At 64.8% G+C, this 17,200-nt stretch carries 17 protein-coding genes and 1 pseudogene; 12 read left to right on the top strand and 6 right to left on the bottom strand.

What is annotated here, in order from left to right; genetic code table 11:
• Positions 1–28: 28 nt before the first annotated feature.
• The 5 genes from acs to LAQ74_RS09680 all read left to right on the top strand — a co-directional run bounded on the left by acs (position 29) and on the right by LAQ74_RS09680 (position 5,099).
• Entirely contained in the window at positions 29–2,014 is a 1,986-nt protein-coding gene (gene acs / locus LAQ74_RS09700; RefSeq protein ID WP_224332351.1) for an acetate--CoA ligase, read from the top strand.
• Positions 2,015–2,231: 217 nt separating this feature from the next.
• Positions 2,232–2,663: a DUF4212 domain-containing protein gene (locus LAQ74_RS09695; RefSeq protein WP_224332350.1), complete on the top strand. Its 432-nt coding sequence runs from the start codon at positions 2,232–2,234 to the stop codon at positions 2,661–2,663.
• Positions 2,660–4,339 (top strand): VC_2705 family sodium/solute symporter, encoded by a 1,680-nt coding sequence (locus LAQ74_RS09690; RefSeq protein ID WP_224332349.1) that lies wholly within the window; start codon positions 2,660–2,662, stop codon positions 4,337–4,339. Before LAQ74_RS09695 ends, LAQ74_RS09690 begins: the two co-directional genes overlap by 4 nt.
• A gap of 2 nt (positions 4,340–4,341) precedes the next feature.
• Positions 4,342–4,803, top strand: a complete 462-nt coding sequence (locus LAQ74_RS09685; protein WP_224332348.1) for a universal stress protein — start codon at positions 4,342–4,344, stop codon at positions 4,801–4,803.
• Between the two features lie 74 nt (positions 4,804–4,877).
• Positions 4,878–5,099 carry a DUF8119 family protein gene (locus LAQ74_RS09680; RefSeq protein WP_224332347.1) on the top strand — a complete coding sequence of 74 codons (222 nt, stop codon included), beginning with the start codon at positions 4,878–4,880 and terminating at the stop codon, positions 5,097–5,099.
• Between the two features lie 21 nt (positions 5,100–5,120).
• Here LAQ74_RS09680 and LAQ74_RS20615 read toward each other — a convergent pair whose 3' ends face one another.
• Positions 5,121–5,300 (bottom strand): DUF7576 family protein, encoded by a 180-nt coding sequence (locus tag LAQ74_RS20615; protein WP_425498528.1) that lies wholly within the window; start codon positions 5,298–5,300, stop codon positions 5,121–5,123.
• A gap of 121 nt (positions 5,301–5,421) precedes the next feature.
• Here LAQ74_RS20615 and LAQ74_RS09675 point away from each other — a divergent pair, with 121 nt between their 5' ends.
• Together LAQ74_RS09675 and LAQ74_RS09670 are read left to right on the top strand one after the other, a co-directional pair.
• Entirely contained in the window at positions 5,422–7,032 is a 1,611-nt protein-coding gene (locus LAQ74_RS09675) for a long-chain-fatty-acid--CoA ligase (protein ID WP_224332346.1), read from the top strand.
• A gap of 114 nt (positions 7,033–7,146) precedes the next feature.
• On the top strand, positions 7,147–7,503 hold the full coding sequence (locus tag LAQ74_RS09670) for a nuclear transport factor 2 family protein (RefSeq protein WP_224332345.1): 357 nt from the start codon (positions 7,147–7,149) through the stop codon (positions 7,501–7,503).
• A 292-nt stretch (positions 7,504–7,795) separates the two neighbouring features.
• On the opposite strand, the pseudogene LAQ74_RS09665 reads toward LAQ74_RS09670, so the two are convergent.
• A pseudogene (locus tag LAQ74_RS09665) lies at positions 7,796–9,125 on the bottom strand (MFS transporter).
• A gap of 266 nt (positions 9,126–9,391) precedes the next feature.
• Between LAQ74_RS09665 and LAQ74_RS09660 the strand changes: the two are divergent.
• The 4 genes from LAQ74_RS09660 (at position 9,392) to LAQ74_RS09645 (ending at position 12,268) form a co-directional block, all read left to right on the top strand.
• Complete coding sequence (locus LAQ74_RS09660) at positions 9,392–10,312, top strand: DMT family transporter (RefSeq protein ID WP_224332344.1); 921 nt, start codon at positions 9,392–9,394, stop codon at positions 10,310–10,312.
• Between the two features lie 70 nt (positions 10,313–10,382).
• Entirely contained in the window at positions 10,383–11,066 is a 684-nt protein-coding gene (locus LAQ74_RS09655; protein WP_224332343.1) for a TetR/AcrR family transcriptional regulator, read from the top strand.
• Between the two features lie 211 nt (positions 11,067–11,277).
• Complete coding sequence (locus LAQ74_RS09650) at positions 11,278–11,784, top strand: GNAT family N-acetyltransferase (RefSeq protein WP_224332342.1); 507 nt, start codon at positions 11,278–11,280, stop codon at positions 11,782–11,784.
• Positions 11,785–11,830: 46 nt separating this feature from the next.
• On the top strand, positions 11,831–12,268 hold the full coding sequence (locus LAQ74_RS09645; protein WP_224332341.1) for a hypothetical protein: 438 nt from the start codon (positions 11,831–11,833) through the stop codon (positions 12,266–12,268).
• A gap of 159 nt (positions 12,269–12,427) precedes the next feature.
• Here the strand turns inward: LAQ74_RS09645 and LAQ74_RS09640 are convergent, their stop codons facing one another.
• A complete protein-coding gene (locus LAQ74_RS09640) occupies positions 12,428–13,186 on the bottom strand; it encodes a GNAT family N-acetyltransferase (protein WP_224332340.1) in 759 nt (252 codons plus the stop codon).
• 466 nt (positions 13,187–13,652) lie between these two features.
• Between LAQ74_RS09640 and LAQ74_RS09635 the strand changes: the two genes are divergently transcribed.
• Positions 13,653–14,324 (top strand): thioredoxin domain-containing protein, encoded by a 672-nt coding sequence (locus tag LAQ74_RS09635; RefSeq protein WP_224332339.1) that lies wholly within the window; start codon positions 13,653–13,655, stop codon positions 14,322–14,324.
• A gap of 1 nt (position 14,325) precedes the next feature.
• Here the strand turns inward: LAQ74_RS09635 and LAQ74_RS09630 are convergent, their stop codons facing one another.
• The 3 genes from LAQ74_RS09630 to LAQ74_RS09620 form a co-directional block, all read right to left on the bottom strand.
• A complete protein-coding gene (locus tag LAQ74_RS09630; RefSeq protein WP_224332338.1) occupies positions 14,326–14,727 on the bottom strand; it encodes a universal stress protein in 402 nt (133 codons plus the stop codon).
• A gap of 27 nt (positions 14,728–14,754) precedes the next feature.
• A complete protein-coding gene (locus tag LAQ74_RS09625) occupies positions 14,755–15,018 on the bottom strand; it encodes a DUF7520 family protein (RefSeq protein WP_224332337.1) in 264 nt (87 codons plus the stop codon).
• Positions 15,019–15,436: 418 nt separating this feature from the next.
• Positions 15,437–17,200, bottom strand: coding sequence for a cbb3-type cytochrome c oxidase subunit I (locus LAQ74_RS09620; RefSeq protein WP_224332336.1), 1,764 nt, complete (start codon positions 17,198–17,200; stop codon positions 15,437–15,439).

Here is a 17,200-nt window from a genome sequence, read left to right as displayed (position 1 = left end):
CGATGCTGTGGGATGGTGACAGTGGACTATGACAGAAGACAATGTAGAACTCGAAGCGCGTCTCGCAGAGCAGGAGGAGTTCGAGCCGCCGGAGTCATTCGTCGAGCAGGCGAACGTCTCCGACCCGGGAATCTACGAGGAGTTCGAGGAGAACTGGCCGCAGTGTTGGGAGGGCGCGGCCGATCTCGTCGAGTGGTACGAAGATTACGACCAGGTGCTCGACGACTCGAACGAGCCGTTCTACAAGTGGTTCACGAACGGGAAGTTGAACGCCTCCTACAACTGCGTGGACCGCCACGTCGAGGACGGCCGCGGCGACGACGTCGCTTTCGAGTGGGTCGGCGAACCGACCGACGAGGAGAATCGAACCTACACGTACGAGGAACTCCAGAAGGAAGTAAACGAGTTCGCGGCGGCGCTGCGCGACCAGGGCGTCGGCGAGGACGACGTCGTGACCATCTACATGCCGATGATTCCGGAGGCACCCATCGCGATGCTGGCGTGTGCGCGCATCGGCGCGCCGCACTCGGTCGTCTTCGCCGGGTTCTCAGCGGACGCGCTGGCGACGCGGATGAACGCCGCCGACTCCGAGTATCTCGTCACCTGCGACGGCTACTACCGCCGCGGCGACCCCCTCGACCACCTCGACAAGGCCAACGAGGGCCTGTCGGGCGTCGACCACGACACGACAACGGTCGTCGTCGAACGCCTCCGCGACGGCGACGGCTTCGACCACGACCTCGACGAGAACCAGCACAGTTACGCCGACCTCGTGAGCGAACAGGAGGGCGAGGAGGTCGACCCCGTCGAGCGCGACGCCGAGGACATGCTCTTTTTGATGTACACCTCCGGCACCACGGGGCAGCCGAAGGGCGTCAAGCACACCACCGGCGGCTACCTCGCGTGGGCCGCGTGGACTTCACAGGCGGTGCTCGACATCAAACCCGAGGACACGTACTTCTGTTCGGCCGACATTGGCTGGATCACGGGTCACTCCTACATCGTCTACGGCCCGCTCACGCTCGGCACCACCTCGATGATGTACGAGGGGACGCCCGACTACCCCGAGCGCGACCGCCTCTGGGAGATCATCGAGGAGTACGAGTGCGACCAGCTGTACACCGCGCCGACCGCGATTCGCGCGTTCATGAAGTGGGGCAAGCAGTTCCCCGAGAAACACGACCTCTCCTCGCTCCGACTGCTGGGAACGGTGGGCGAACCCATCAACCCGCGCGCGTGGAAGTGGTACTACAAACACATCGGGGGCGAGGAGTGCCCCGTCGTCGACACGTGGTGGCAGACCGAGACGGGCGGGATGATGGTGACGACGCTGCCCGGCGTCAACAAGATGAAACCCGGGTCGGCGGGGCCGGCGCTTCCGGGCGTCGACGTGCGCATCGTCGACGCCGAGGGCGACGAGATAGACGCCGGGAACGCGGGCTATCTCACGGTGCAGAAGCCGTGGCCGGGGATGCTCCGGACGCTGTACAACAACGACGAGCGGTTCATCAGCGAGTACTGGGAGGCGTACTCGGACCCCGACTCCGACCACTGGGTGTACTTCCCCGAGGACGGTGCGAAGATCGACGAGGACGGTTACATCACCGTGCTCGGTCGCGTCGACGACGTCATCAACGTCTCCGGCCATCGGTTGGGGACGATGGAGATCGAGTCGGCCATCGTCGGCGTCGAGGGCGTCGCCGAAGCCGCCGTCGTCGGCGGGAGCCACGACGTGAAAGGCGAGGCCGTCTACGCCTACGTCATCACCGAGGACGGCTACGAGGAGAACGACGAACTCAGGAGTCGCATCGTCGAAGGCGTCGAGGACGCCATCGGTCCCATTGCGCGGCCCGAACAGGTCGTCTTTACGCCGGAACTACCGAAGACGCGCTCGGGCAAGATTATGCGCCGACTGCTGGAGAACATCGCCAACGGCGACGAACTCGGCGACACGTCGACGCTGCGCAACCCCGAAATCGTCGACGACATCGAGGCGAAAGTCAGCGACGACTGACCCCGGCCGACCGACGACCGGTCGATGTCGAACGGTACGGGGCGGCGACGTGACGCCGTGACGACAACACGATCGTCGCCGTCTATCACGTCAGCCCCCGAGATATCACCGCCATACAATCGGTTTCCCACCCGCTACTGTCCTGTCTACGAACGTTTCGAGGCAACGAATTCGCGAGACAAAGCAACTATAACGAATGATAACTACAGAGTAGTCGATGGTAGAGAAGAACACACAGGACTCACCCGTCGAGACAGACGGTGGCGCGCTCACGCAAGCGGCACAGAGCCACCGAGAGACGAACTATCTCGACCGGGAGGTGAACCTCCTGCGTCCGAGTACGCCGTTCATGCGCGAGCACCTGCGCGTGGTCTGGACCGGCTTCGTGGCCTGGGCCATCATCGTCTTCGGGCCGGTGACGCTGACGTACCTCGCGCCCGGTCTCATGACGACCGAGATGCCGGTGCTCGGTTTCCCGCTGCACTACTTCCTCGTCGCTATCGGCGCGCCGAGCGGAGCATTGATTCTGTCGTTCTGGTACGCGCGAAAGCGTGACGCACTCGACCGGAAGTACGGTATCGACCACTCGGTCGTCGAAACCGAAGACAGCGAAACCACCGTGGCAGCAGACGGAGGGACGAGCGAATGATCTCAGCTCTCGTGCTTCAGAGCGGCCTGCTCCCGGAGGGGCTGAACGTCTCGTTCAAACTCGCCCCGGCGATCATGGTCGTGGCGATGCTGGCGCTGTTCTTGGGTATCGGCTACGCGTTCCGCGTCGCCGACACCGAGGGGATGTGGGTCGCCGGCCGCTCCATCGGTAACGTCGAAAACGGGATGGCTATCGGCGCGAACTGGATGTCGGCGGCGTCGTACCTCGGGATGGCGGCGCTCATCGCGCTGTCGGGCTTCTACGGCCTCGCGTTCGTCGTCGGCTGGTCGACCGGCTACTTCATCCTGCTCATCTTCCTGGCCGCGCAGATGCGGCGGTTCGGGAAGTACACCGCACCGGACTTCGTCGGTGACCGATTCAACTCCGACATGGCCCGGGCCATCGCGGCGGTGACGACGTTTCTCATCGGCTTCGTCTACGCCATCGGCCAGGCTCGCGGGATGGGGCTCGTCGGCCTGTACATCTTCGGCGACATCGGCCTCCCCGGGCTGAGCGGCTACCAGTCGATGGTCGTCGCCATGATGGCCATCACCGTCGGCTACCTGACGCTCTCGGGGATGCTCGGCGCGACGAAGAACATGGCCGTCCAGTACGTCATCCTCATCGTCGCGTTCCTCGCGGGGCTGTACGCGGTCGGCTTCACGCAGGGGTACTCGACGGTCCTGCCGCAGATCGAGTACGGCCAGATGATCGGCCAACTCAGCTCCGAGTTCAGCGAACCGTTCGTCAACGAGAGCTACTACCTCTGGATCGCGACGGCGTTCTCGCTGGTCGTCGGGACCTGTGGGCTACCGCACGTCCTCGTCCGCTTCTACACGGTCGAAAACGAGCGGACCGCCCGCTGGTCGACGGTGTGGGGGCTCTTCTTCATCTGCCTGCTCTACCTCTCGGCACCGGCGTTCGCGGCGTTCGGCACCGACCTCTACTCGGAGAACATCGGTCCGGTGTACGGTGACCCCGGCATGACGAGCGCGGCCGGTGACGTCATCGTCGTGCTGGCGACCCAGTTGGCGAACTTCCCGCAGTGGTTCGTCGGCCTCGTCGCCGCAGGCGGTATCGCGGCGGCCATCGCGACGGTCGCCGGCCTGTTCATCGCCGGGTCGTCCGCGATTTCGCACGACATCTACGCGAACATCATCAACGAGGACGCCAGCCAGCGCCAGCAGGTGCTGGTCGGTCGGCTGAGCATCGTCGCGCTCGGCGTCATCACGACGCTCGCGGCGCTCGACCCCGCGGCACCCATCGCCGCGCTGGTCTCGTACGCGTTCTCGCTGGCGGGTGCGGTGCTGTTCCCGATGTTCTTCCTCGGGCTCTGGTGGGAGAACACGAACCGGCAGGGCGCGCTCGCCGGCATGACGACCGGCCTCGTCATCTGGCTGATTCCGATGATAAACGAGGTGCTGCCGACGTACATCGGCAACGGCGAGCCGTACTCGGCGACGCTGGCGGCGACGGTGCCCGCAATCGGGTCGGCGCTCGTCGCCGTCCCCATCGTCTTCGCCGTCACCATCGGCGTCTCGCTCGTGACGGACGAGCCGGACATGGCGACCAAGCGGCTGGTCCGGCAGTGTCACAGCCCCGAACCGATGTCGCGGATGCAGTCAGCCGAGGAAGTCGCCGCGACCGACGGCGGTGAACCCGTCTCCGACGACTGACCATGTACGAACGCATCCTCGTGCCGACCGACGGAAGCGCCGTCGCCGAGGTGGCGGTGAGCCACGCAGTCGACCTCGCCGAGCGCTACGGCGCCGAGATTCACGCGCTGTACGTCGTCGATATCGACGCGGTCAACCTCGGTCTCGGCACCGAACAGGTCGACCGTATCCGACAGGGCCACCTCGGCGAGATGGAGGAACTCGAATCCAGAGCGACGAAGGCGACCGGTATCGTCGCCGCCGCGGCCCGTGACCGCGGTATCGACGTCGTCGAGGAGACGCGCGTCGGACGTCCGCACAAGATCATCGCCAACTACGCCGAAAACGAAGATATCGACCTCGTCGTGATAGGCAGTCACGGGCGGGCGGGCGTCAGTCGCGCACTACTCGGAAGCGTCACCGAGCGGGTGCTGCGGTCGACGCATCTACCCGTCCTCGTCGTCGACAGACAGGGCGAGGCGTGAGCCGTGACACTCGACTCCGCGCCGGCGCGACCGGCGAACGTGACCGACACGAACGCCGTGGAGCGGGGTCGCCGATGAGCCGGCTCGAAGCCATCGGCGAGCACGTCCAACAGCACCGCCGCGGCATGTTCGTCGACCTCGTCTTCGCGATGGCGTGGGTGACAATCGTCACGCTGCTGTTTGACTTCCTGCAGGCGCCGCAGTGGGCGTACTACCTCGCCATGCTCTGCGGCGTGCTCGCCTACTACGGCTTCTTCTGGTCGCTGGAGGCCGCGAAAACCGGTGAGCGGACGTAGGCGGACGGCCTTCACGGCGACTCACCGCTCGCTTCGCTCCGTCTCTCCGACCCACTCGTTGAGACAGGACTCGTTACAGAGATACCGGCGAGCGGCGTCGCCGAAATCGTCTTCGATCAGCGTGACGCGGACGTGGCGCTCGTGCAGCGAGAGGTCGCGGTCGCAGTTAGCGCATCGGACGGCTTCCCGTTCGGGTGCCAGCGGTGTGACGGACGGCGCTGTCGGCAGTACGGCGCTGTCGACGAATCGCCCGACAGGGAGGGGCGGCGAACGTTTCCGCGCCCGTAATTTATATCATTATTGTTCACGAGGTTCGAGACACATGGAGAAACCACTACTGGCGACGGACTTTCTGGACCGCGCCCGACGACACTACGGCGACGAGGAGGCCGTGGTGTCGACGACGGGTGAACGCTACACGTACGCCGAGTTGGGCGAGCGCGCCGACGGTTGGGCGGCGGCGCTGCAGTCCCAGGGTGTCGAGAAGGGCGACCGAGTGGCGGTGTTGGACCCGAACACCCACTACCATCTGGCGGCCGCCTACGGGTCGATGCAACTCGGCGCGATTCACACGCCGCTGAACTACCGTCTCGTTCCCTCGGACTTCGAGTACATCCTGAACGACGCGGGCGTGAAAGCCATCTTCGCCGACCACGAGTACGCCGAGAAGATAGAGGCGATTCGCGACTCGATTCCCACGGAGCTGTTCGTCACCGACGACCCCGACGCGGTGGAAGGCCGATGGGAGTCGTTCGACGACCTCGTCGCCGAGTCGACAGAGTACGACCGCCCCGAGATGGACGAATCGGACGTCGTCACCATCAACTACACCTCGGGGACGACGGGCGACCCGAAGGGCGTCTGTCGCACCCACCGGACCGAGACGCTGCACGCGTATCTCGTCTCGATTCACCAGGAACTCCGCGACGACGACGTCTACCTGTGGACGCTGCCGATGTTCCACGTCAACGGGTGGGGCCACATCTTCTCGGTGACGGGGATGGGCGCGAAACACGTCTGCACGCGCGGCGTCGACGCCGGCGACATCTTCGACGCCATCCACGAGGAGGGCGTCTCGTACTTCTGCGCCGCGCCGACGGTGCTCAACATGCTCCAGGAGCACTACGCCGAACACGAACCGGAGACCATGGCCGAAAAACCGATTCGCGTGGCGACGGCGGGGGCCGCGCCGCCGGAGGCGACCATCCGCACGGTCGAAGACGAGTTCGGCTGGTACCTCAAACACGTCTACGGGGCGACGGAGACCGGTCCGCTCATCACCACCTCCGACGCCCGGCGCTTCTTCGACCAGAACGCCTCCGACCGCTTCGCCGTCAAGAAGACGCAGGGCATCGGCTATCTGGGCACCGAGGTCCGCGTCGTCGACGAGGACGGCGAGGACGTCCCACAGGACGGTGAGACCATCGGCGAAATCGTCGTCCGCGGCAACCAGGTGATGGACGGTTACTGGGAGAAACCCGAGGCCACCGAGGAGGCGTTCACCGACCGCGTCGAGGGCTACTACCACATGGGTGACCTCGCAACCGTCGACGGGAACGGCTTCGTCACCATCCAGGACAGAAAGAAGGACATCATCATCTCCGGCGGCGAGAACATCTCCAGCATCGAACTGGAGGACGCGCTGTTCGAACACGGCGCCGTCGGCGACGTCGCCGTCATCCCCGCGCCGAGCGAGAAGTGGGGCGAGACGCCGAAAGCGTTCGTCGTCCCCGCCAACGGCGACCCGGAGAACCCGGAGACGACGAGCGACGAGCTGGTCGCCTTCCTCCGCGAGCGCATCGCGACGTACAAGGTTCCCGGCGAAATCGAGTTCGTCGCCGAGTTGCCGACGACGGCGACGGGCAAGGTTCAGAAGTACGAACTCCGCGAGCGCGAGTGGGACGAGGAAGACCGGATGGTCGGCGAGGGGTAGTCGGAGAACTCGCCACGACTCCCACCGCCGGACTACGAGAGGTGCGATACCGCCGCCTGTCGTCTCTTTTGCCACGGGAGAGAGCTACTACTTACTGTAGTCCGTAGCGCTCCCATGAGCGACGCAGACCCGAACGCAGTCGTCCGAGAGTACTACGACCTCGTCGACGCCGGTCAGTACGACGATCTGGTCGCCCTGTTCTCCGAGGGCGTCCGCTACGAGCGACCCGGACAGGAGGCAATCGAGGGCCGAGACGCCCTGCTGGCGTTTTACGAGAAGGGACGGCCGCTGGAGGACGGCAGCCACGAGGTGCACGACGTCGTCGTCGACGGCGACACCGCGGCGGTTCGAGGCACGTTCACCGGGCGGCAGAACGGCGACGACGTGACGTTCGGCTTCGCCGACTTCCACGTGTTTGAGGGCGGCGAAATCGCGCGGCGTTACACGTTCACCGACCGCGACGAGGTGTGAGGGGTTCGGCCGTGTAAGACCGAGAAGGCGACCCGAATCCCGTGGTAGAGTGGCTACTTCCTGCGCACCGCGTCTTCGAGACCAACACGTCGAGGCCCATCCCGTAGAAGTCCTTCAGCGCCACCTTCGGCGTGTTCACTATCGGTTCGGCGTGGGCACCGCCGGGATCTCGTCGGCTTCTCCTCCCACACGTCGTCTGCGGTTATCATGTAGGATTCGGGACCCCTGGAACCAGCCGACGAGCGCGCCGTCGGCGAGCAGTTCGGCGAGGATCGGCGCTCGACGGGCGGGGTCACGCGTACGCCTCGAACTCCCTGCCGAAGACGAGGAAGTAGCCCGTTCCGACGACGCCGACGGCGGCCGCGACGCCGAAGGCGAGTTCAGGGCTGACGAAGTCCCAGAGGTAGCCGCCGAGCGCGGCGCTGGGAATGACGATGGTGTTTCGCAGCAGGTAGTAGGTGCCGGTGACGCGGCCGCCCGCGCCCTGCTCGGCCGGGCCGACGATGAGCGCCTTGTGCGAGGGGAGTCCCGCAAAGCGCAGTCCGGAGAACGCGAAGACGACGACGAGCGCGGGGGCAGTCTGCGGCGCGTATATCAACACGACGGGGAAGACGGCGTAGACGGCGAAGCCGAGGGCGACGACGGGTTTGAGTCCCACGCGCTCGGCGACTTTCGCCGCCGGCACCATCGTGAGCAACGCGGACGACCATCTCGACGCCCAAGAGGTAGCCGAAGAACGCCTGTGGCGACAGGTCGACGGCGTACGAGAGGCCGCCGAGCGAGACGGTCGTGTCGAGACCGACCTCGAAGATCTGGGTGACCACGAGCACGAAAAACACGTAGACCATCCCGTTGGCGAAGCGGACGAGCGTGTCGCCGACGAGAAGCGGTCTGAGTTCCTCGGGCATCTCCCGGAAGTCGCGGACGATGCGGTCGACTCCCTCGAACGAGTCGCCGATGGTGTCCGAACCGGCGTCGTAGAGGAAATGTTGGACGACCGTGCCGAGGACGCCGAAGACGACGGCGACCGCGAGCACGTACCGGAAACTGACCGTGAACTGCGGGTGGAGCCCGATGAGCACCGCTGCCAGCACCGGTCCGACGAGGAAGGCGGTCCGGCGAAACGTCTCGGTGCTCGCGAACCCCTCGGCGAGGCGCGAGAGGGGCGTCGCCTGCTTGACGACCGCGAACGTCGCACCCAGACCGAACGATTTCCACGCCTGCGCGAGAATCAGGCCGACGAAGATCCATATCCAGGGCCCGAGCGTGACGGAACCCACGGAAACGCCGCCGATTCCGGGAGCGACGAGCCAGAATACGAATCCGACAGTCGAGAGGAGGCCGAACAACGTCAGCGCGTACCGCGAACCGATTCGGTCCGAGACCGCACCGCCGGGGTACGGGTAGACGGCGGAGATGACGTTGCCGAACGTCCCGAACAGGCCGACGACGAACCCCGACGCACCCAGCGCCACCATGTACTCGGGGAGAAATCTGCTCGTCATCTGAAAGCCGAGGCTGAACGCGAACATGGCCACAGAGAGGACGAGCACGTCGCGTTCGAGCGAGAGAAACTGGCGAAGCGGGTCGAGTACGTCGACGGAGTCGTCCGCGGTTGACATCCACCGGATCGGTTTGCGAGCGCCGCAGATAGATTTTTCTTCACATCCAAGATTCAGTTCGCGGCTACGTCTCGACAGCCACGACGACACTCACCGAACACAAGAATAGACTGCCTCCGTCCCGCAGCGAACAGCAGGACCGTCGCCACCGCGAGCGCCATGGGTACGCAGTTGGGGCGTGCCGATAACTCGGAAACGGGGTCGAACTCCGAGATTTCGAGCTGTCCACCCAAAACTAATTAATCGGTTAGTTAATTCGTATAGATATGGATTCGCGTCACCGAAATACGGGACTGTTCCTCGCGGCGGCGACACTTACCGGCGGGATGTACGTCGCGAACAGAGCGGGACTCCCGCATCTCCCGCCGGTCTTCTTCGCCTCGCTTCGATTTCTCGTCGCCGCGACCCTCCTCCTGCCGTACGTCGCGCTCCGCTCTGAGCCGCTTCGCCCGCAGACGCGCACCGACTATCTGACGATTCTCGTCAGCGGCGGCCTGGTTGTGGGGGCGGCGAACGTCTTTCTCTTCGTCGGACAGCAGTACACCACGAGCGCGACGGCGGCGGTTCTCATCAGTCTCAGTCCGATTCTCGCCGTCGGCTTCGCCGCGGTCGCGCTTCCGAGCGCGCGCCTCACGCGACGGGGCGTGACCGGGGTCGCACTCGGGCTTGTCGGGGTCGCCATCGTCGCGAATCCGGAGCCGTCGAGCCGCTTTTCGGTCACGATGGTCGGGATCGGACTGCTCTTTCTCTCCGCCGTCTCGCTCGCCGTCGGCGGTGTCGCACTCCGCTACGTAGAGGACTCGCTGTCCCCGCTCGCGATGACGGCGTGGGCCACCCTCGTCGGTGGGGCCGCGATGCTCGTGCTGAGTCTCGCACGCGGAGAGCCCGTACAGACCGCCTCGTGGACGACAGTCGCAGTTCTCGCAGTCGTCTACAACGGCGTCGTCGCGACGCCGGTCGGCTACGTCGCGTACTTCAGTCTGCTCGAAGCCGTGGGACCGATCCGTGTGAACCTCCTCACGTACGTCTCCCCGCTCGTTACGGCACTTTTCGGGTGGCTACTCCTGGACGAACGGCTCTCGGTTCTGACCCTCGTCGGGTTCGGCGTCATCGCGACGGGGTTCGTTCTCATCGAGTATCGAAGCCTCAGTCAGGAAGTCGCTCGGCTCCGACGTGCACTCTCGTAGGGTGCTCTCCCGCGGGAGCCCGCGCACACGTCGGTGGGCTTATCTCGATAACTAACCGATTGGTGAGCGAATGAGTTCCCCGGAGGACCGACGAGAGCGGGCCAGTTCCGCCGAGACGCGAGAGGCGATTATGGAGGCGACCCACCGAGCGCTCTGCAAGCACGGCTACGCCAACCTCTCGATTCAGAAGATCGCCGACGAGTTCGAGATGACGACCGCCGTCCTTCACTACCACTACGACACGAAGGAGAACCTGCTGGCGGCGTTCCTCGAACATCTGCTCGACAACCTCGTCGACGAGTACACCGCCCAGTTCGACATCGAGGAGATAGAGGACCCGCGCGACCGACTCCTCGCGCTCGTCGACGCCCTGCTCGTCGTCCTGGTCGGCATCGACGACGCGGATCGTGCGACCGAACGGGTCGGCGACCGTCCTCCGCTCGGTGGCGAGGAACTCAGCATGGCGCTGTTGGAACTGCGCGCGCAAGCCGGGCGGAACGAGCCGTACCGTCGACAGTTCACCGTCAACTACGACTACGCCTGGGAACTGATGGTCGCGACCATCGAGGAGGGTATCGAACAGGGCGTCTTCCGCGACGTCGACTCCGAACAGGTCGCGACGCTCCTCCTCGCGACGATGCTCGGGGGCCGCGCCTACCACGTCTCGCTCACGCACGACGACGTCGCCTCCACGGTGCGTAACGCGCTCGTCGACCTCGTCCTCGACGACTTGCTCGCCGTGCGCGAGGACTGAGTCCGTTCGACTCTCTCAGCTCTCCGAACTCCGACTCCGCGGGAGCAACGCTCCGGGCGGCCACAGCTTCCCGCTCCGGGTTCCCACAGCTTCCGTCTTCGAGAGGCTCCACCGAGACCGGCGTGCGAAAGCTTTACGGCGATTCTAATTAACTGGTTGGTTAGATTCGGTGGACAGCCACAGCTGCGACCCATCGTTTCGGAGGATACCCATGCCTGAGATTCAAACCGGATACACGCCCGGCGCGCTCGGCCGAATCATCGAACTCCACGAGACCTACTACAGCGAGTACTGGAACCTCGACTACGAGTTCTCCCGCGAAGTCGCCGTCGAACTCGCCGAGTTTCTGGGCCGGTACGACGAGGCGGAGAATCGACTCTGGCTGGTGATGAGTGACCCCGACGACGACGGCGAGCGAGAGATACTGGGGTCGCTCGTCGTCGACGGCGGCCACTCCGACGACGAGGAGGGCGCGCGTCTCCGTTGGGTCGTTCTCGCACCCGAACTACACGGGCAGGGCCTCGGCCGCGAGTTGATGAACCGAGCGATGGCGTTCTGTGCGGACGCCGGCTTCGATCGAGTGTATCTCTGGACGTACGAGGGACTCGAAGCGGCGCGTCGGCTGTACGACAAACACGGATTCACGGTCGTCGAGGACGTCACACGACAGGACTGGGGTCCGGAACTCACCTACCAGAAGTTGGAAACGTATCTCTGAGTAGCCGTCGTCTGGCGGTCGAACACCCAGTCGAAATCAACCGAAGATGGACTCCAATCCCAACCACGAGATGCGCGTCGACCGACGAGCGGTCGTCGAACTAACAAAAACGCTGGTCGGGTGTCGAAGCGAGAATCCGCCCGGTGAAGAAGCGTCAGTCGCCTCGACTCTCGTCGAGTGGCTCGAAAACTCCTCCGTCGACTTCGACGTCGAGGTAACCGAGGTACTCCCGGACCGCCCGAACGTCGTCGCACGCGCCGGGAATCCTGCGAAGGGAAGCGTCCTGCTGAGCGGACACATGGACGTCGTCCCCGCAGAGTCACTACGAAGCGTCGTACGCGACGGCGCTGGCCCACACGTCAGCGGTCGAACGACTCTGACGGGGCACCGTCCAATACCGTCGATACCGTTCGACGACCGCTCGTCTCTATTCCTCCGGAGTCTCGACCGTTCTCGCGTCGCGCTCGGAGAATCGGCTTTCTGATGTCGCCGCATCCGCCGAACTCGCGCGGAACTGCTGATGTCCGCCATTTCGTATCGCGGATACCGGTGTATCGAGAGGGAATCGACCATCCAGTAGAAGCGGCTGTCGGCAGACTGGGGACGGGCGACGGAGCCGAAAATCGGGGCGAGGAAGTTCAGTCTACAGGTACGCTGCGTCCCAGCGCGCCGACTTGCTCTGGTTGCCGCACTCGCTGCACTCGATACGCTCCATCGAGTCCATCGCCGTCGCTACGCTCTCGCAGTTGCCGCACAAGTAACCGTAACGCTCTGTCCTCTCCTCGTCTGTGTACGTGACGTAGAACGGCGCTTTCCGCGCGCGCTGACTCTCGTCGTAGGCGACGTACAGCGTCTGGCCGTCGGGCCCGCTGCGCTCTTCGACCGGGGTGAACTCCTCGGCAGACTCGGAGGCGGTTTTTACGAAGGCGCGTTCGGTGAACTCCTCGTCCGCGATCTTGATCTGTCGCGTCTCTCCGGCGTCGTAACCCGCGTTCTCGTAGAAGCGCGCGCCGCCCTCGTTGACCGTCAGTACCTTCCCTTCGAGGCGGGAGGCGCCGCGGTCCATCAGTTCGGTTTCGACGCGTTTGAGCAGCTGCCTGCCGAGGCCCGAACCACGAGAGTCGGGGGCGACGTGGAGCCAATCTATCTGGCCGACCGTCTCGTCGGCCTCGACGAGGTAGCTCTGGGCGACGGCGACGATGTCGTCACCGTCGACGGCGACGCTCCAGACGGCCTGCGGGTCTTCGAGGTTCGAGCCGACCTCCTCGTCGTCGTACCAGTTCTCCACCGCGGTATCGATGACGTCCTCGGAGAGGTCGGGGCTGTACGAGGCCAGAAGCGACTCGCGGGCGACGGTTCGAATCCCCTCCGCGTCCGCTGGTTCGGCGTCTCGAAGGTCCATACGCTGTGCTACGCAGCACCACCACAAAACAGTCCCGGCTATTCGCACAGGTCACGTGGTTCGAGAGGCCGTCGGTCTCTCGTCACCGAGCGAACCGATGATTCGAAAGGTCTGCGAACGCTTCGCGTTCGCCCGACCACGAGACGGCAGAGCAGTCTCGGACGATGCCGAGGCACTTACCCTGTTCAACTGTAGAAGCGCGAGTCCGTAGCCGGATAGTCCGTCGATGTGGTTGCTGGTGCTGGACGGGACCCACCTCGTACTGCCGTTCCGTTTTCCTGCATCGACGTTCGGTTTCCCGCCACGCCGACGTTCCGTTTCCCTACGCTAACGCCCCCGTTTCCCGCATTGACGCTCCGCTTCGGCGCGTCGGGACGTACTGCGACCGAGACAGAAGGGCTATGAACTCCCTCCCCCCGTAGAGCGACACGATGATACGGACCGAACACAGTTCGAGAGGGTGCCAATGACGGGCCACCCCGACATCGGCGACGTGTTGGACCGCCTTCGAGACGGCGGCGTGCTCCGCGAGGACGACGACGGGGGGCTCGCGACGACCGACGAGTTCGAGGAGACGCGGGCGGAGTACGCGCGGACGTACCGAGATGCCGACAGGGAGACGTTCGTCGAAACGGTGGCCGAAGCGTTCGGACTCGCGCCCGAGACCGCCGCGAATGAGATTGCGGCCAATGGCGTGACGCGAGCGCAACTGGCCGCGTACCTCGCCGTGGAGTCGTTTCTCGACACGTCGCCGTCGGCGGAGACGAAGGCGGTGATGGCGCACCTCGTCTGCGAGGTGTCGCCGCCCTCGCCCGTCCCGAGGGGCGTGACCCTCCTCGACGACGACTCCTACGAGGCGTTCCTCGACGCCCACCCGGACGCCGTGCTGACGGTCTGGAAACGACACTGTGAACCGTGCGAGCGACTCAAGGCAGACCTCGACGACCTGCTCGATGCGGTGCCGGAGGGAGTCGCGGTCGGCGGCCTCGACGGCGAGTCCGCCTCGGCGTTCCGTCTCGCGCACGCGGTCAACAGCGCGCCCGTTGTACTGTGGTTCCGGGACGGAGAGCGCGTCGAGAGTCGCGACGGCTACGTCTCGCCGTCGGCGTTCGCCGACGTCGTCGCCGACGTCTACTGATTCACTCGCGCGTCTCGGTACCCACGACCATCACCGGTCGATTCGAACTCAGGATGACCGACTGGCTGACGCTGCCGAAGATGGCTTTGCCCGCGGGCGAGCGCTTGCGTCCGGCCACGACGACGAGGTCGGCGCCGACTTCCTTCGCGGCGTCGAGAATCGACTGCGCGGGGTCGCCGCCGGATTCGAGCAGTTCGTAGCGCACGCCGTGGTCGTCGAGGGACTCGGCGGCCGCGTTGACAGATTCGACGTCGGCCGCCGACCGGTCGCCGGGGTCCTCGGTGAAACTGTGCAGGAGCGTGACCGTCTTCTCGTCGGTCCCACCGGGGAGGTTAGTGACCTCTCTGGCGCACGCACGGGCGCGCGCTACGTCGTCGTCGACGCCGACAAGTACCTGGTACATGCCAAGAGGTTCGCCGGAAGGCGCTTATCAGTTCTGGGCGGCGTCGTCGAGATTCCGCGAGACGTACACCACGAGCAACAGCGGAACGCCGAGCACCAGCGCGACGGTCAGCGCGCCGTAGGCGGCGAAGCCCAGCTGCGTCGGCGGAAACGGGACGAGAAAGAGGAACCTCGGCGCTCGGAGTCCGGAGACGAACGTCGCGGTCAGAAACCCGGCGAGACCCGAGATGGCGACGAGTAGTGCGTACAGGATGAGGACGAAGTTCGGTCCCCGAAAGCGTGTCGCGCTCACGGCGTCGACTTCGGACGCGAGGCGATTAGCGTTTTCGACGTAGCGTCGACGGGTCGGTCGCGAGATGGCGGTGCGCTCAGAGGACGAGGATGATGCCCGTCGCGAACATCATCAGCGCGACGGCCGCGAGGATGAGTCCGAGGAGGTCTTTGTCCGACATGGTTTGTCTCGGGGAGCGAGCGACAAAGGCACATCGGTGTTCGGTGCGCGTCGACCCGTCGAAACGATGGGTGACGCGTCCGCTCGCCGGAGTGAAAAACGAAAGAGGGAGGCCACGTTATTCGTCGGAGTCGAGTTCGTCCACGGGTTCGTCTTCGTCGACACCGTCCGGAGAACTGGCGTTCTCCTGGGCTGTCGTCTCGCTCTGCTCGACGACACCGCCGTTGCGGCGCTCCGCTTGCGAGGAGGTGTCGTCGCTTCACTCCGTTTGCGAGGAGGTGTCGTTCGCTTCGCTCTCGACACCGCCGTCGGCGATCTTGGTCTGCAGTTTGCGGTCGAACCAGTCCCACTCGACGGTGCGGAGGTTCGACTCCTCGAGATTCCACGGGTCGCCGTCCTCGACGACCGGCCCCTCGAAGTACGACTGAACCATGTTCCACACGAAGATGATGCCGCCGAGCAGCAGCATGTACGCGCCGAGCGTTGCGATCTGGTGCAGCGACGCGAACTGCGGCAGGTAGGTCGCGTAGCGACGCGGCATACCGCCGTAGCCGAGCAGAATCATCGCGAGGAACGTGACGTTCGTCCCGACCATCCACAGCCAGAAGTGCCACTTCGCGAGGCTGCGCTGGTACATCCGGCCCGTGACGAGCGGGAACCAGTAGTAGATGCCCGCCATCCCCGCGAAGGTGATAGCACCCATCACGATGTAGTGGAAGTGACCGACGACGTAGTAGGTGTCGTGCAGCACGAGGTCGACGGGGATGGACGCGAGGAACACGCCGGTGACGCCGCCGATGATGAAGTTCGAGACGAAGCCGATGCAGTACAGCATCGGGGCGGTGAGCCTGATGTTGCCGTTCCACATCGTCGTGATCCAGTTGAACGTCTTGACAGCGCTGGGGATGGCGATAGCCATCGAGACGGCCATGAAGGAGGCGCGGAGGCGCGGGTCCATACCCGTCGAGAACATGTGGTGCGCCCAGACGCCGAACGAGAGCACGCCGATGGCGAGCGTCGAGTAGACGACGAACTTGAAGCCGAACAGTCGCCGGCCCGCAAAGCGCGGGAGGATGTAGCTGACCAGCCCCATCGGCGGCAACACGAGGATGTACACCTCGGGGTGGCCGAAGAACCAAAAGAGGTGCTGCCAGAGCATCGACCCGCCGCCCTCGCCGACGGCGAAGAACGTCGTCTCCAGGTTCCGGTCGAATAACAGCATCAGGAGCGCGCTGCCCAGAAGCGGGAACGCGAAGAGGATGAGCCCCGACTGCGTGAGGATGGTCCACGAGAAGATGTCGAGATTCGCCCACGTCACCTCCTCGGCGCGTTCGGTGAAGATGGTCGCGATGAAGTTTATCGCCCCCATCGTCGCCGAGACGCCCGAGAGGTGCAGACCCAGCAGCATCAGGTCGACGCCGGCGTTCACCTGGTTACCCTCTCCGACACCCGCCGACAGCGGCGTGTACATCGTCCACGCCGTCTGTGCGGGGATGAGGTTCGGGATCGGGAAGAACCCGGCCCAGATGAGCAGCGCCGCCGGCGGCAGCAACCAGAACGCGATGGCGTTGATGCGCGGGAACGCCATGTCGTCCGCGCCGATGATGAGCGGGATGAAGTAGTTCGAGAAGGCCGCGATGATGGGTGTCCCGAAGAGGAACAGCATCGTGATGCCGTGGCTCGTCAGAAGCGAGTTGTAGAAGCCCGGTTCGACGAGCACCGTCTCCGGCGTCGCGAGTTCGGTTCGCATCAACACGACCATGAGACCGCCGACGACGAACGCGAAGATGCCGTACGTGCCGTACATCAGGCCGATGTCTTTGTGGTCGACAGTCGTCAACCACCGGACGATTCCTGCGGGTTTCTCCTCGGAGGCGTACCCGGATTCTTGGCCGACTGCGCCGCCGCCGCTGCTGAGTGGGGTGTACGTGCGCCAGTTTTCCACCCGCGTCAGCCAGGCGAAGACGCCCACGAGGAAAAGCCCCATGAGGACCGTCAGCGCTAACTGTCCGTTCAACTGCAT

Origin of the sequence: Haloprofundus halobius (genome assembly GCF_020097835.1) — an archaeon.
In the GTDB taxonomy this organism is placed as follows: Archaea; Halobacteriota; Halobacteria; order Halobacteriales; family Haloferacaceae; genus Haloprofundus; species Haloprofundus halobius.
This window is presented reverse-complemented; position numbering and strand designations above follow the sequence as displayed.

Excerpts from the sequence above, each read along its gene's own strand:
- acs (WP_224332351.1), top strand. The coding sequence starts at position 29 with ATGACAGAAGACAATGTAGAACTCGAAGCGCGTCTCGCAGAGCAGGAG.
- LAQ74_RS09695 (WP_224332350.1), top strand. The coding sequence starts at position 2,232 with ATGGTAGAGAAGAACACACAGGACTCACCCGTCGAGACAGACGGTGGC.
- LAQ74_RS09690 (WP_224332349.1), top strand. The coding sequence starts at position 2,660 with ATGATCTCAGCTCTCGTGCTTCAGAGCGGCCTGCTCCCGGAGGGGCTG.
- LAQ74_RS09685 (WP_224332348.1), top strand. The coding sequence starts at position 4,342 with ATGTACGAACGCATCCTCGTGCCGACCGACGGAAGCGCCGTCGCCGAG.
- LAQ74_RS09680 (WP_224332347.1), top strand. The coding sequence starts at position 4,878 with ATGAGCCGGCTCGAAGCCATCGGCGAGCACGTCCAACAGCACCGCCGC.
- LAQ74_RS09675 (WP_224332346.1), top strand. The coding sequence starts at position 5,422 with ATGGAGAAACCACTACTGGCGACGGACTTTCTGGACCGCGCCCGACGA.
- LAQ74_RS09670 (WP_224332345.1), top strand. The coding sequence starts at position 7,147 with ATGAGCGACGCAGACCCGAACGCAGTCGTCCGAGAGTACTACGACCTC.
- LAQ74_RS09660 (WP_224332344.1), top strand. The coding sequence starts at position 9,392 with ATGGATTCGCGTCACCGAAATACGGGACTGTTCCTCGCGGCGGCGACA.
- LAQ74_RS09655 (WP_224332343.1), top strand. The coding sequence starts at position 10,383 with ATGAGTTCCCCGGAGGACCGACGAGAGCGGGCCAGTTCCGCCGAGACG.
- LAQ74_RS09650 (WP_224332342.1), top strand. The coding sequence starts at position 11,278 with ATGCCTGAGATTCAAACCGGATACACGCCCGGCGCGCTCGGCCGAATC.
- LAQ74_RS09645 (WP_224332341.1), top strand. The coding sequence starts at position 11,831 with ATGGACTCCAATCCCAACCACGAGATGCGCGTCGACCGACGAGCGGTC.
- LAQ74_RS09640 (WP_224332340.1), bottom strand. The coding sequence starts at position 13,186 with ATGGACCTTCGAGACGCCGAACCAGCGGACGCGGAGGGGATTCGAACC.
- LAQ74_RS09635 (WP_224332339.1), top strand. The coding sequence starts at position 13,653 with ATGACGGGCCACCCCGACATCGGCGACGTGTTGGACCGCCTTCGAGAC.
- LAQ74_RS09630 (WP_224332338.1), bottom strand. The coding sequence starts at position 14,727 with ATGTACCAGGTACTTGTCGGCGTCGACGACGACGTAGCGCGCGCCCGT.
- LAQ74_RS09620 (WP_224332336.1), bottom strand. The coding sequence starts at position 17,200 with ATGCAGTTGAACGGACAGTTAGCGCTGACGGTCCTCATGGGGCTTTTC.